General features: G+C 67.4%; 16 protein-coding genes. All 16 read right to left on the reverse strand.

Annotated elements, in window-relative coordinates; all coding sequences use genetic code 11:
* Positions 1-4 precede the first annotated feature (4 nt).
* Positions 5-706, reverse strand: coding sequence for an SIS domain-containing protein (locus Q0982_RS02645; RefSeq protein ID WP_299391466.1), 702 nt, complete (start codon positions 704-706; stop codon positions 5-7).
* Positions 707-743: 37 nt separating this feature from the next.
* Positions 744-1025 (reverse strand): HypC/HybG/HupF family hydrogenase formation chaperone, encoded by a 282-nt coding sequence (locus Q0982_RS02650; protein WP_299391467.1) that lies wholly within the window; start codon positions 1023-1025, stop codon positions 744-746.
* On the reverse strand, positions 1003-3426 hold the full coding sequence (gene hypF, locus Q0982_RS02655; protein ID WP_299391469.1) for a carbamoyltransferase HypF: 2424 nt from the start codon (positions 3424-3426) through the stop codon (positions 1003-1005). Before hypF ends, Q0982_RS02650 begins: the two co-directional genes overlap by 23 nt.
* Positions 3423-4601: a hypothetical protein gene (locus Q0982_RS02660; RefSeq protein WP_299391471.1), complete on the reverse strand. Its 1179-nt coding sequence runs from the start codon at positions 4599-4601 to the stop codon at positions 3423-3425. Before Q0982_RS02660 ends, hypF begins: the two co-directional genes overlap by 4 nt.
* Positions 4602-4605: 4 nt before the next feature.
* The gene (locus Q0982_RS02665; RefSeq protein WP_299391472.1) at positions 4606-5484 is read right to left on the reverse strand and encodes a NifU family protein; all 879 of its coding nucleotides are present in this window, start codon (positions 5482-5484) and stop codon (positions 4606-4608) included.
* A gap of 6 nt (positions 5485-5490) precedes the next feature.
* On the reverse strand, positions 5491-5712 hold the full coding sequence (locus Q0982_RS02670; RefSeq protein ID WP_299391474.1) for a hypothetical protein: 222 nt from the start codon (positions 5710-5712) through the stop codon (positions 5491-5493).
* A gap of 10 nt (positions 5713-5722) precedes the next feature.
* Positions 5723-5917, reverse strand: a complete 195-nt coding sequence (locus Q0982_RS02675; protein WP_299391476.1) for a hypothetical protein — start codon at positions 5915-5917, stop codon at positions 5723-5725.
* A gap of 84 nt (positions 5918-6001) precedes the next feature.
* Positions 6002-6997: a hypothetical protein gene (locus Q0982_RS02680; RefSeq protein WP_299391477.1), complete on the reverse strand. Its 996-nt coding sequence runs from the start codon at positions 6995-6997 to the stop codon at positions 6002-6004.
* Positions 6998-7115: 118 nt separating this feature from the next.
* Entirely contained in the window at positions 7116-7445 is a 330-nt protein-coding gene (locus tag Q0982_RS02685) for a hypothetical protein (protein WP_299391479.1), read from the reverse strand.
* A complete protein-coding gene (locus Q0982_RS02690) occupies positions 7442-7957 on the reverse strand; it encodes a hydrogenase maturation protease (protein WP_299391481.1) in 516 nt (171 codons plus the stop codon). The genes Q0982_RS02685 and Q0982_RS02690 overlap by 4 nt, the downstream gene beginning before the upstream one ends.
* A 2-nt stretch (positions 7958-7959) precedes the next feature.
* A complete protein-coding gene (locus tag Q0982_RS02695) occupies positions 7960-8307 on the reverse strand; it encodes a hypothetical protein (RefSeq protein WP_299391482.1) in 348 nt (115 codons plus the stop codon).
* Between the two features lie 25 nt (positions 8308-8332).
* The gene (locus tag Q0982_RS02700) at positions 8333-8719 is read right to left on the reverse strand and encodes a hypothetical protein (RefSeq protein WP_299391484.1); all 387 of its coding nucleotides are present in this window, start codon (positions 8717-8719) and stop codon (positions 8333-8335) included.
* A 101-nt stretch (positions 8720-8820) separates the two neighbouring features.
* The gene (locus Q0982_RS02705; protein WP_299391486.1) at positions 8821-10419 is read right to left on the reverse strand and encodes a nickel-dependent hydrogenase large subunit; all 1599 of its coding nucleotides are present in this window, start codon (positions 10417-10419) and stop codon (positions 8821-8823) included.
* A 25-nt stretch (positions 10420-10444) separates the two neighbouring features.
* Complete coding sequence (locus Q0982_RS02710) at positions 10445-11407, reverse strand: hydrogenase (RefSeq protein ID WP_299391487.1); 963 nt, start codon at positions 11405-11407, stop codon at positions 10445-10447.
* Between the two features lie 277 nt (positions 11408-11684).
* Positions 11685-11903 (reverse strand): hypothetical protein, encoded by a 219-nt coding sequence (locus tag Q0982_RS02715; protein ID WP_299391489.1) that lies wholly within the window; start codon positions 11901-11903, stop codon positions 11685-11687.
* Positions 11904-11945: 42 nt separating this feature from the next.
* The gene (locus Q0982_RS02720; protein WP_299391490.1) at positions 11946-13388 is read right to left on the reverse strand and encodes a sigma-54 dependent transcriptional regulator; all 1443 of its coding nucleotides are present in this window, start codon (positions 13386-13388) and stop codon (positions 11946-11948) included.
* Between the last annotated feature and the right edge of the window lie 121 nt (positions 13389-13509).

Genomic DNA, 13509 nt, shown 5'->3' on the forward strand with positions numbered 1-13509 from the left:
GGCATCAGCCTTTCGCCTCGGACGCGCCCGCATCCGCAAGGCCGCCGCGGCTGTCGGCCAGCAGGGTGTGCACGAGGTCCCAGAGAATGTGATAGATGGCGACGTGGCATTCCTGGATGCGGTGGATGCTGTCGGTCTCGACGACCAGACAGTGATCCAGGGCGCCGCCGCGCGCCATGGCGCCGCCCTCCATCCCGGCCAGTCCGATGGTGGTGATGCCCATGTCCCTTGCCTTCTCGAAGGCGGCCATGAGGTTGGCCGAGTTGCCGCTGGTGGAGACGCCGATCAGGCCGTCGCCGGCCCGGCCGTGGGCGACGATCTGGCGCAGGTAGATGTGCTCGAAGCCGACGTCGTTGCCGACGGCGGTCATCATCGCAATGTCTGCAGTCAGGTTCTTCGCCGGCAGCGCGGGACGGCCGGCGGTCACCGGATGCTGAAACTCCACGGCGATGTGGGCGGCATCGCAGGCAGAGCCACCGTTGCCCATGGTGAACAGCCGCCCGCCGTTGCGGTAGACCGCGGCGATGGCCTGGGCGACGGCGACGATCTTTTCGGCGTTCTGCGCGAAGAACTGCCGCTTGGTCTCCACCGAGTGATCGGCCTTCTGGCGCAGCGATTCGACAAGCCCGGCTTCGACCGCCGCCGCGTCCTGCCCGGCGCCGTAGAGGAAAGGATAGAGGCCTTCCAGCGCGCTCTTGCCGCTCATGCTCCTGCCCTCCGTCTCGTTCTTCGGGACAAAGGCTTCATGCCTTGCCGGAGGCGCGCATCGCCGCCAGCTCTTCCTGCACCTCGCCCAGTTCGGCAAGGATCGCCAGGGTCTCGGCCGCCTGGTCCTCGTCGATGCGGCTCATGGCAAAGCCCACGTGCACCAGCACCCAATCGCCGACGCAGGCCTCCAGCGGATGCTCCTCGTCGACGATGCAGGCCAAGTTGACCTGCCGCCCGACGCCGGCGACCTCCACGAGGCCGAGCTTGCGCTCGGCGTCGGTGATCTCGACGATCCTACCGGGGATCCCCAAGCACATGTCTCTCTCCTGCTTCGTGGCGCGGATCGCCTTGTTCTTGTGCCAGCGCCACGACCGCCTGGCCAAGCGCCAGGCCGCCGTCGTTGGCCGGCACCTTCTCATGACTGAGCACGGTGAAGCCTCGCTGCTCCAGCCCCTCGTGGACCAGTTTGAAAAGCGTGGCATTCTGGAAACAGCCGCCGCTCAGCGCGACGGTGGAAAAGCGGTTTGCGTCTCCCGCCAAACCACCGGATAGCCGCGCGGCCATGGCGACGATGGCCCTCGCCAGGCCGCGATGAAAGCGTGCCGCGATCACGCCCACCGGCGTCTTCAGGTGCAGATCGCCCAGCAACGCGCGCCAGACGGCGAGAGGCTCGATATAGGGCTTGCCCTTGCCGCCGAGCAATGGAATCGCGAAGGGATAGGCGAGATCCTCCGCCTCCTCCAGCGCCGCCGGGTCGATGGCCGCCTCGAAGCGCATCGCCGCCTCGCCCTCGTAGGCCTGGGCCTCCCACGCCAAGCCGCAGAGCGCCGCCGCGGCGTCGAAGAGCCGCCCGCAGGAGGACGACAGAGGGGAATTCAGACCCTTGGCGATCATGGCATCGAGGGTCGCACGGGGGGCGGCCTCCAGCCGTTGATGGAGATCAAGCCGGGCGAAGTTCATGGCGAACTCGGCCCAACCCATCTCCGCCATCAGGTGGGCATAGGCATTGCGCCAGGGCTCGCGCACCGCGGCGCTGCCGCCCGGCAGGGCGACCGGCTTCAGGAACCCGAGGCGCTCGTAGCCGCGGTAGTCGCAGGCCAGGAACTCGCCGCCCCAGACCGTCCCGTCGGCACCGTAACCGAGGCCGTCCATGGCGATGCCCAGAACCGGGCCCCTCCCCTTTTGGCCGCCCTCCAGCGGCCAGCCGTTTTCGGCCAGGCAGGCGGCGATATGGGCATGGTGGTGCTGCACCTCGACCAGCGGCAGCCGCTTCTCTTCCGCCAGCGCCTGACCACGCTTGGTCGAGAGGTAGTCCGGGTGACAGTCGACGGCGATCATCTCCGGCGCCGGTTCGAAGAGCTCTTCGTAAAGACGCAGATTGTGGCTGACGTCCGCGGCGGTCGCGGCGTCCTCCAGGTCGCCCATGTGCTGGCTGAGGATCGCCTGGCCGTCCTTCACCAGACAGAAGGTGTTCTTCAGTTCACCGCCGAGCGCCAGCACCTGCCGGTCGCGGGCGAAGCCTTCCGGCAGGGCGATGGGGGCCGGCGCATAGCCGCGGGCGCGGCGCAGCAGGCGCGGACGGCCGAGGTCGAGACGGACGACGGAATCGTCGATTCGATTGGCGATCCCACGGTCGTGCATCAGGGCGAAGTCGGCGACCGCCGCCAGCTCCGCCCGCGCTTCGTCGTTGTCCGTGCACTGCGGCCGGCCGGAGAGGTTGCCGCTGGTCATGACCACCGGGCGCGTCATGCGGCGCAGCAGCAGGTGATGCAGCGGCGTGTAGGGCAGCATGAAGCCGACCCGGTCGAGGCCCGGGGCCACGGCCTCCGGCAACGCTTCGCCCGTCGCTTTCAGCAACACGATGGGGGCTGCCGGGCTGTTCAGCAGCGCTTCCTCGGCCGCCGTCACTGTGCAGTAGCGGCGGATGACCTCGACATCGCGGGCCATCAGCGCGAAGGCCTTGCCGCGGCGGCGCTTGCGCGCCCTGAGACGCTCGACCACCGCGGCCTTGGTGGCATCGCAGGCCAGGTGGAAGCCGCCGATGCCCTTCACCGCGACGATGTGGCCCATCATCAGCATGCCGCCGGCGGCATCGACATCGTCGAGCATGGAAAAGGCTTCGTGGTTCACGGCGCCGCCGCCCAGGTGTTCGATCCAGGCGCGCGGCCCGCAGCGGTGGCAGGCCACGGGCTGGGCGTGAAAGCGCCGGTCCACCGGGTCTTCGTACTCGCCCCGGCAGTCCGGGCAGAGCGCGAAGGCGGCCATGGTGGTCTTTTCGCGGTCGTAGGGCGCCCCCTCGACGATGGAAAAGCGCGGCCCGCAGTTGGTGCAGTTGGCAAAGGCATAGCGGTAGCGGCGGTCGAAGGGGTCGCGGATCTCCGCCAGGCAGTCCGGGCAGGTTGCCGCATCGGGTGTGACGGCGGCGCGCATCATACCGGCTGAGGAGGCGGCGATCCGAAAGGCCTCGGGGGCCGGAACGTCCGCCGGCACATCCAGGGGCCGGCGCTCCAGCCCATCGATGCGGGCCAGGGCCGGCGCCTCCGCGCGCAGCCGCTCGGCGAAGCGGTCGAGCGCCGCGCCCCAGAGGCGGATCTCGACGCCCTCGCCCGTGTTGCGGACATCGCCGGTCAGACCCAGCTCGGTGGCGATGCGCCAGACCGTCGGCCGGAAGCCGACGCCCTGGACCTGGCCGCGCACCGTGATGGCCTCGCCCTTCACGACGCGAGGTCCCAGAGCAGTACGCGGTTGTTGCCGCTGTCCGCAATGGCGACCTGCCGCCCCAGGGCGGAGAGCCCGTAAGGCCAGCAGAGCGTGTCGCGGGCCGGCAAGCCCCAGGCGTTGTCGCCTTTGGAGGCAAAGTCCGGCTGCCCGGTGAGGCGCTCGGCAGGCGCCGTCATCGCCGGCCGGCTCCAGCCGAGCAGGCGCGAATTCGCGGTATCGGCGGCGATCAGCAGGCCGCCGGCCACGGTCACCGCATAGGGCATGTTCACAGCCGCAGCATCGGGATAATAGGCGCCCATGTTGTGGTCACAAGCGGTGAAGTCTGCCTGCCCCAGCAGCCGCCCGCAAGGTTCGGCGGAGCGCGGCGGCAGGCCGTCCCAGAGCATGATGCGGTTGTTGCCGGCATCGGAAACCGCAAGGTGGCCCTGCCAGAAGGCGATGCCGTGAGGCCAGCGCATGCCCATGGCGCCGACCGGGCCGCCCGCGTTCTCGTCCCGCGTCACAAAGTCGCGCTGTCCAAGAACCCGGTCGGCCGGCTGGCCGCTGTGCTCCGGGTTCTCCCAGATCAGGACCCGCCGGTTGCCTGAATCGGCGACCAGCAGCCGCCCGTCGAGGTCCGCCACGCCATAGGGCCAGTGCAGGGTAGCGGCGTCCGGCTGGTCGGCGCCGCGGTTGGCCAGCATGCCGGCCGGACCGTCCTGGCCGAGTACGATGTCGGCGGGCTGATGGGAGTCCCGCGGCGTCTCGCGCCACAGCAGCACGCGATGGTTCCAGGCATCGGCGACCGCCAGGCCCGCCCCCCAGGCGCAGAGGCCGGTGGGCACGTTCAGGGTATCGGCGCCGGCGGCCCCCTTGGCATTGCGCCCCTCGCGACCGAAGTCCGGCTGGCCGATCACGAAGTCGGCCGGCGCGTTGTCCGCTCTGGGGGCCCGCCGCCAGCCGAGCAGACGGTGATGGCCGGTATCGGCAACCCACAGCGATCCGTCCGGATGCAGGCAGACCCCGCGGGGGCCGAAGAGCACGCTGGGCGAGGGTTCGATCGGCGCCGCCAGAGCCTCGGCAGTCCAGCCGAGGACCACCCGCGGGCCGGCCGGGTCCAGCAGCGGCGCCCCTGCGGTCACGCTCCCCGGTGCCTTCACCGGCTCGAAAGAGGGGGAGATCGCGACCCGCATCGCCTCACTCCGCCAGATGGACTTCGATGCGCTCGCCCACCACCCGCACGCCCTGCGGCTGGAGCTGCACTTCCGGCGCCGTCAGGCACTCGCCGCTTTCCAGCGAATACTGAAAGGCATGATAGGGACAGGTGATCAGGCCATCGGCAATCTCGCCGCCGTCCAGCGGCATGCCCATATGCGCGCAGGCGTTCTCGAAGCAGGTCACCTTATCGCCGAAGCGCGAGAGCAGCAGGGAATGGCCGGCGACCTCGACCACCTTGGTCGCGCCGTCCGGCAATTCGGTCAGAACCGCCGCCGCCCGCCAGCCGTCGGTCTGCTGCGCCGCAAAGGGCGAGGTGAAGTGCACCGCCTCGGCGCTGCCGCCGCCCAGGCCCTTGGCCTGCTTCACCTCGGCGATCTCCGGCACGTTGTCCTGGATGGCCTTCTTGACCCCGGCATAGAAGGTCAGCATGGAGGCCGGACAGCCATCGCAGGCACCGAGGAAACGCACCTCGGCCAGGGGCGGCTCGACACGCACCAGTTCGACATCGCCGCCGTGGCCGGCGAGGGTCGGGCGGATGGTGTCGAGGGCGGCGTCGACCCGCTCGAACAGCGACGGCTTCAGAATCCCGTGACGCCGCAAGACGGCATAGACGACCTCGTCCGCCGCCGCATCGCGCAGCGCCGCCGCCATGCCGGGGACCGCTTTCAGGGCACGGATGAGCCGGCGGAAGGCTTCGGCATTCAGGTCGTCGATGGCCCGCGACCGCGCCAGCGCGGCATTGCGATGCGCCTCCGGCCAGTCTGCGGCCAGCGTCTCCAACGCCGCGATGTCCTGAAGCATGGCTTCCAGGCTGCGCTCGGCGCCTTCCTCGGCACTCTGTTCGGCGGTCCGGGCCATGGTCTCCTACGCGTACTTCAGGTCTTTGAAGAGGATCGGCTGCAGCACGCCGGAGACCGCGCCCCCGGCAACCGCGGCCACCCACATGGGCGCGAAGAGACCGACCACAACCACCACTGCGGCGCCGCTGCCGGCACCGATGGCGATCTGGCGCATGACCTTCGCATTGTCCTTGAACAGCTTGCCGGCGAAGAGAAGCTTCGCGGAATCGATTGCCGTGCTCAGCATGGTCTCCTCCTCACAGCAGCAGCAGAATGATCAAGCCCAGCAGCACGCCGACCGAGCCTGAGAGGAATCCGTAGAGCGAGCCCATATAGGCGGCGAGTTCGTTGCCGATCGCTTCCCCGCCGACGCGCACGCCGGAAAGCGCGCCCGCCACCATGGCCGCCGCGATGCCGGCGACCAGCGAAACGATCAGAAATGCGATGACCATGTCTTATCCTCTTTTCTGAATGGGCCTCTTGTCCGAATGGGCCTCTGGTTCGAATGGGCTGGACGGGACCGCGCGGGCACCCGGCTAGGCGCCGTTGGCCCGCAGGCTTTCGGGCTCCGTTTCGCCGGCAAGTTCGGCAATGGCGAGCTGCAGGGTCGTCGATTTCTCGCCCTCGCCGAGGTCCTGGAAGATGGCCATGGCCTCGCGGTAGAGCGCGATGGCGGCGGCGCAGTTGTGCGCATTGCCGGCCGCTGGATCAGCCGGATCATCCGGCAGGTTGGCCAGGCAGTTGGCTTTGTTGGCGATGGTGTTTGCATACTCACCCGGCGCGGTGCGTGCGCTGCGCACCTTCAGAGCCTCGTCGTAAGCCTCCAGCGCGCGCAGGCCGTTCTCGACGCGGTGGCTGGAAGACACGTACTGCAGCGCATTGCCGAGGTTGTTCTGCAGCATCGCGTATTCGGACGGATGGTCGATGAGGCTCACGACCGAAAGACCCTCTTCAAAGGCTTGGACGGCCAGGGCCTCGCGCATCTTGCCCCGCTCGTCGGTGAAGGGAATGGAGAGAAAGGCCGTCGCCAGGTTGTTCTGCAGAATGGCGAATTCCTTGGGGAAGCGCTGACGGTCGAAGGTGCGCAGGGCGCGCTGATAGGCGCCGATCGCATCCTGGATGCGCGCCATCTGCGCGCCCGCCAGGTTCTGCAGCGCGAGGCCCAGGTTCATCTCCGCTTCGGCCACCTCTTCCGCCGCGCCCTCGGCCCGCAAGGTCTCGAGCGCGGCCTCGAAAGTATCGCGCGCCGCGGCGATGGTCTCCGCCCCCTCGGCCGGAAAGGCCAGCAGCGCGGTGCCTCGGCGTGCGCGGATCCGCGCCGCCAGCAGCGCCTGCTCGGGCGGGCAGAGGTCCAGGGCCAGGGCATAGAGCTGTAGCGCCGCTTCCAGGTCTTCGGCCGCCTGCGGCTTCTGCTGCAGACCCATGGCGACCTCCATGAGCATCTCGGCCTTCTCTTCGGGTGTCGCCTCCGCCTCTTCGACAACCCGCAAGGCGGCTTTCACCTGATCTTCCGTGCGGCTGCGTGCGGTCATGCCCCGTTTCCTCCCGGTTTTCTTGGATGGCGCAGCCGGGTCAAGGCCGCAAAACCATCTTTTCAGATAGTAAAGCTGCCTTGCAAAAAACTGTCTACTTCTTTTTTGGTTTGCAAACTTAGTTTGCAGTTGCCATCGACGGCAGGTCGACAACCAAGGCGCCGTGGCTCGCCGACCAGCGGGCGGCCAGACCCTCCGCAGACCAGTCACCCAGGCCGTTGGCGTGGAAGACATCGGGCGCCGTGGCGACCCGATCGCCGGCGGCATTGCGGACCTTCAGCAGGCAGCCGCCGGCGGCCATGCGATGGACCGGCAGGACCTGCAGCCCGCCCTCGCGGATCAGGACGATCACCGCGTCGATGCCGGGGAAGTAACGCTCGACGACCGCCGCCGAAAGGTAGACGGCACCGGCACGGACATCGACGGTGGCGCCCATGGCCGGCGTCATCCCGCCTCAGGGGTGCGGGCGAGACTAGAACCGGCGAGCCGGGCAATCCGGTCGGCGACGCGGCGCGCCGCCGCCTCGACCGCCGGGCTGAGTTCCAGACCCAGGTCCAGGCGCTCCGCCTCCACCAGGAAGACCGTCACATCGGATGGAAAGGCCTCGCCGTAGATCCTGCGCCCGGCGTAGAGGGCATGATCCCAGCGGAAGTCGTGCAGGTTCAGGCTTTGCGGCGGCGGCGCCATGAGCGCGTCGCCGGGGACCTCATAGACCGCACCGGGCGCGGCCTCCGGCGCCCGCGCGTCCACGATAATCAGCCGCTTGGCACCCCGGGCGCTGTACATCACGCCCATGCCGTCGGTGCCCGCATCCAGGACCGCCACGCCGCGCGGCAGAGGCGCCTCCCGCAACAGCGCGATCACCCTGGGGCCAACGCCGTCGTCGCTGCGGTTGGTATTGCCGCAGCCGATCACCGCCAGCTCGAGCGCTGTCTTCTCGGGCAGGGCTTCCGGGGACACGCTCATATCCGCCACAACCGGCAGGACCACTGCGGCTCCACCGGGATCATCAGCTCGGGCAGTTCGCAGAAACGCCGGTGCACCAGGTAGTACATGCAGGTCTCGCAGGGCTGCTCGATCTCGTCGGCCTCGATCGTGTGGTCGGTCACGCCGGCAATGGTGAGCTTGGCGTCGAGGTCCTCCGGCGTTGCGTGCTGCAGACGGGCGACGATCTCGTTCACCATCTCCGAGGTCTCGGCCCGCGGCCAGGCTTCGGTTTCGAGGCCCGCTTTCAGCCGCGCCGCGATTTCCGCACGCAGGCGCTCGTCGGCGGCGGCATCGACCGGCGGCGCGGATGCAGTCTCGCTCATCGCGGCCTCCGCGCCCGCTTCACGATCAGATCCGCCACAGCCGGCACCACCAGTCGGGTTCAGCCGGCAGGCTGAGCTCCGGCAGGTCGCACCAGCGCTTGTGGACGAGGTAGTACATGCATTCCTGACAGCGCATTTCCTCTTCGCCGTAAGGCTTCAGCAACCAGCCGCTGATCACCAGTTTTTCGCGCAGCTGGTCGGCGCTCAGCGGCCGCAGCTCGTCGAGAAGGGCTGCGAACTCCTTGTCGGTCTCCGGAAAGGGCTCGACCTTGGTCTTCAGCCCTTCGTTCATCTGGTCTTCGATCATCCGCAACAGGGTGGCGTGATCGGCTTCGCCCGGCGCGACGCCGTAGCGTGCGATATAGGCCTCCCGTTCGGCGGTCTCCTGATCCTTTGTGGCAGCCTGCGTCATCCGCCCCTTCCCCAGTTTGCCATTTTTTATCGTTGTTTCTTGTTATCGTTATTGTTGACGGAAAGGGGGTGGCAAGCCACCCCCCAATCGCCGTCTTGGGCTTAGGCAGTGCGGAAGCGTGCCAGTTCGTCTCCTGTTTTGGCGTCGTGGGCGTGCACGGTGCAGACAAGGCAGGAGTCGTAGGACCGGCAGACATGGCCGACCTCCACCGGGTCCGCCGCGCTCTTGATCGGCGTGCCGATCAGCGCCTCCTCGATCGGCCCGCGCTCGCCGTCCGAGGCACGGGGCCCGACATTCCAGGTGGTCGGGGCGATGATCTGGTAGTTCCGGATCTTGCCGTCGCGCACGTCGATCCAATGACAGAGCGCGCCGCGGATCGCCTCGGTGGCACCCCAGCCCTGGCCATCCTTCTCGGTCGGCTTGATGTACCACTCGTCGTTCAACTTGAACTCGCGCAGGATGCGTTCGGCCTCCCGATAGAGCTTGCAGAGCTCGTGCATGCGCGCGAAGTGCCGCAGCTGGATCGAGGCACCGCCCATCTTGCGGTACATGTCGAGGATCAGCGGATCGCTGTGCTGCCAGTCCTCGCCGTGGGAGCCGCCGGCGATGAGCTGGCGGGCCAGGGGTCCGGCCTCCAGGCGGCCGTTCTCGGCATGGCGCACGGCGGTGCACCAAGAGTACTTGCCCTCCGGATCCACCGGGTTCTTGCCGACCGGGTTGGTCACGCGGTCGAAGGGATGGGTCTCGCCCGTCTCGTCGTACCAGGCATGGGTCATATCCTCGCGGGCATGGATCTGGTCCATCGCCTTGAAGCTGTCGCTGGCGCCGTCGTAGACGCCCGACTTCATGATGACGGCCCCGTTGCGCCCCTCGATGGTCGGGTTCTGGTACCTGTCCTCATGCGGCAGATAGCCCCAGGAGATGAACTTGCCGTGCCCCTTGCCATAGTTCTGCAGGCCGATCTCCATCCCCATGCGCCAATAGAGGCCGAGGTCGGAGTTGGCATGCTCCGGGCGCTCGTCCAACCAGGCCATGAAGTCGTCGTAGGACCTGATTTCCTCGTAGCGCTCCATGGAGCAGCCGAACCACAGCGGCTCGATCCAGTTGCGCCGGAAGTGCTCCAGGATCGACCAGGCGCGGGTGACGTCGGTCAGTGTCGGCGAACACATCACGCCGCCCGGCACCATGTAGGACGAATGCGGCCACTGGCCGCCCATCAGCGCGTAGATCTCTACCGGTCGGCCGGAGATCGTCACACCCGCCTCGTAGGAGGTTCCGGTGAAGGGCGAGTAGCGTTTCACCGCCTCTTCGAAGAACTGGCTAGAAGCATAGTTCTTGTTGGTGAAGTCGATCATGAAGAGGCCGTAGTGATGGCGCGGCAGCGACTGGAGCGATTCAACCAACTGGCCGAGGTTGCGGGCCAGGATGGCGTTGCGCGGCACCGTCGTGCCCCAGGCGGTATCGAGGGCCCAGGCGGCGCAGGTGAGGTGCGAGGCGCCGCAGATGCCGCAGGCGCGCGGCGTCACCACGAGACCCGCCTGCGGGTCCTTGTCGCGCAGAATGACCTCAAAACCGCGGAACAGCTCGGCATGGGTCCAGGCGTTGGTGACGACGCCGTTTTCGATGTCGACTCGGACATCCAGGTCGCCTTCGACCCGCCCGACCGGCGAGATGTCCAGGGTTTGAACGGCTGCAGACATAGTAAGTCCTCCCAGATGTCGTTCTTCAGACGACGAAGATGTCTTCTTCGGCCCAGGCGGGGGCGGCGCCCTTCGCTGCGGCAGTGAGTTTCACGTAGCCCTTCTTGTCGACGCCGGCGGGCAGGTCCTTGGGAACGCCCATGACTGTCTGGGTCTTGAAGACCGTGCCGGGGGCAAGATCGAAGAAGGGGAACTCCGGCTCCGTACAGCCGAGGCAGGGCATGCCCGCCCGGGTCTTGGACGACACCCGGTTCCAGAGAATGCGGTTGCAGGGACTGTGGGTCATCGGGCCGCGGCAGCCGAGGTCATAGAACAGGCAGCCCTTGCGCTGGCCGAAGGCGGTGGCCGAGACCTTGTAGGCGAAGTGCATATTCCGGGTGCAGCCGGTCTGGGTGAAGCTGGAGAAGAAGGTCTTCGGCCGCTGGAACTCGTCGAGCGAGAGGTCGCCGGCCCGCCCGGTGGCAACGGCCACCAGGATCTGCGTGACCCAGTCGGGATGGGCCGGGCAGCCGGGAATGTTGATGACGGGCAGGCCGGCCTTGGAAGTGAAGCTGGCCCCGAGAGCGCCGCCGTGTTCGCGTTTGAGAAACTGCAGGCCCTGGCTTTCGGAAGGGTTCGGCGCGGTGGCCGGAATGCCGCCCCAGGTCGCGCAGTCGCCGATGGCGACGACGAACTGGGCGGCGGCGGAAAGCTCTTTCACCCACTCCTTCATCGCGCGGCCGCAGAAGCGGTTCCACTCGCCGGTGCCGTCCGGGGCGTTCACCACCGTGCCTTCGAAGACGAAGATGTCGAGCTGGATCTCGCCGGAGATGCACTTCTCCAGGATGGCCTTCACGTCGTCGCCGAGTTCCAGACCCAGCGAGGGCTGCCAGAGAACGTTGATGCCGAAGTCGGTCACCAGATCGCAGGCGCTGGGTTCCTCGGCGTTGAGAAACGACATGGTATTGCCGGAACAGGCCCCGCCCTGGAGCCACAACAGATTGGCCATTCTTTTCCTCCCGTGCTTCGCCGTACCGCCGCACGCCGACCTTTGCGCGCGGCGTTTTTCACTGCGGGCCGTCGCAGACCCTTAAGGCCTCGTTAAGCAAGGGATATGCCAAGCTGTTCTTCCCGATGCTTTGCGCGGAAAATCAAACCGCTACCGCGGCGCACCAACAAGCGGGCGCTGATGCATGGCAGGCCAGTGCAAAGAAACTTTGCTGGCAGCGCTGAAAAGCTGCTTTGCAGTCGGGAGGGTCTTTTTTGGCTGCGCGGCGCTTCAGGAGTCAGCCGTGGCGGTTGCCGCAGACCGGACACTCGGACTCCAGGAAGTAGCTCCACCAGATCCCCTTGCAACGGCTGCACCAGTGGCCCTTGGCGCTGCGGCCGGTGGCGTCGATCTGCCGCGACAGCGGCGTGAGGCCCAGGTCCTTCGGCGGCTCGTTCCCGCCGGCGCGCAGGCGGGAGAAGGGAAAGCGCACGACACGTGGATCATCCTCGCTCACCGGCTGCCCCCCTTCTCACCCAGCCCCTGGTTTGCCCTGGCCTCAGGCGTTCTGCAGACCGTAGCGCTTGATCTTGTTGGCAAGGCCGACACGCGACAGCCCCAGTTCGTCGGCCGCGCGGCTCTGGTTCCAGTGATGGCGCTGCAGCGAGGCGGTGACCGCCCGCTTCTCCAGCGTCTCGACCATCTGCTTCAGGCTGCTGCCGTCGGCCGGCAGGTCGAAGGCGTCGTCCCTGCGCACCGTCACCCGGTCAAACACCGGCGAGAGATGACGGGCGGCGATGTAGCCGCCCTGTTCGGCCACCGCCACCATGCGCCGGATCTCCGTCTCAAGCTCCCGCACGTTGCCGGGAAAGGCGTAGGCCTCGAGCTTGGCCAGCACGTCCTTGGTGACGCCGACAACGCGGCGCCCGACGACGCCGGCGTACTTCTCGACAAAGAACTCGGTGAGCACCGGGATGTCCTCCGGCCGTTCGCGCAGCGCCGGAATGTGCAGCTCGAAGCCCTTCAGCCGGTAATAGAGATCGCGGCGGAACTCCCCCTTCTCCACCAGCTTCTCCAGCGGCCGGTTGCTGGCGGCGATAACCCGGACATCGGCATGGTAGAGGCGGTCGGCGCCCAGCGGCTTGACCTCGCCTTCCTGCAAAAAGCGCAGCAGGCTGACCTGGAAGCTCGGCGAGATTTCGGAAATCTCGTCCAGGAAGATCGTGCCGCCGTCGGCAGCCCGGAACAGGCCGAGGCGATCCGAGACGGCGCCGGTAAAGGCGCCGCGAAGATGACCGAAGAGCTCGGAGTGCAGGGTGTCGTCGGACATGCCGCCGCAGTTCTGCACATGCATCGGCGAGTTCATGCGCTTGGAATTGAAGTGAATGGCCCGGGCCAGCAGCTCCTTGCCGGTTCCGGTCTCCCCCTGGATCAGCACCGGCAGTTCGGTCTGGGCGGCCTGCTTGGCTTCGGCACAGAGCTCGGCCATTTTGGCGCTGACATAAACCAGCTTCTCGAACTGGGACCAGCCGCCCTTCACGGAGAACTCCTCGCGCTGGGCAAAGATGTCGTCGTCCATGGAAATCTTCAGTTCGCGCGACAGCACGCGGTGGCGGCGGGACAGCTCGCTCAGTTCCAGCGCCCGCTTGGCCAGGAGGCGAATGAGGTCGCGGGGCGCCGGCTTCATGACATAGAGATAGCTGGCCGCGCGCCGGGCAATCTCGGCACAGCGCTCCGCCGCGTCGGTGGAGCCGAACAGCAGGCGCGCCACGTGAGGATGGGAAATCCGCGCACTGACCAGCACATTGGCGGACTCGTCGCCGATCAGTTCGGCGTCGCAGATGATCAGGTGAGCCTGCAGTTCGTTCAGCCGGGCCGCCGCTTCCTGTTCGCTGCGGCAGTGGATCAGCCGGTAGTCCTGATCCGCGCCCAGGGCCTCCGTCGCCGTATCCAGAAAGTCGGCATCCGCGGAGACCAGGAGAACCGTGTGCTCTGTCTGCACTGCTAAGCTTCTTATCAATATGAAAAGGATGAATGCAGTCTACCCGGTGGGCGTTCGAGGTCAAGCCGGTCGGGAGCGAAGCGGGGCGGGGCGGATGCCGGCAACCGCTTGCACCGCCCCA

Origin of the sequence: Pelagibius sp. (genome assembly GCF_028281305.1) — a bacterium.
Classification (GTDB): Bacteria; Pseudomonadota; Alphaproteobacteria; order Kiloniellales; family Kiloniellaceae; genus Pelagibius.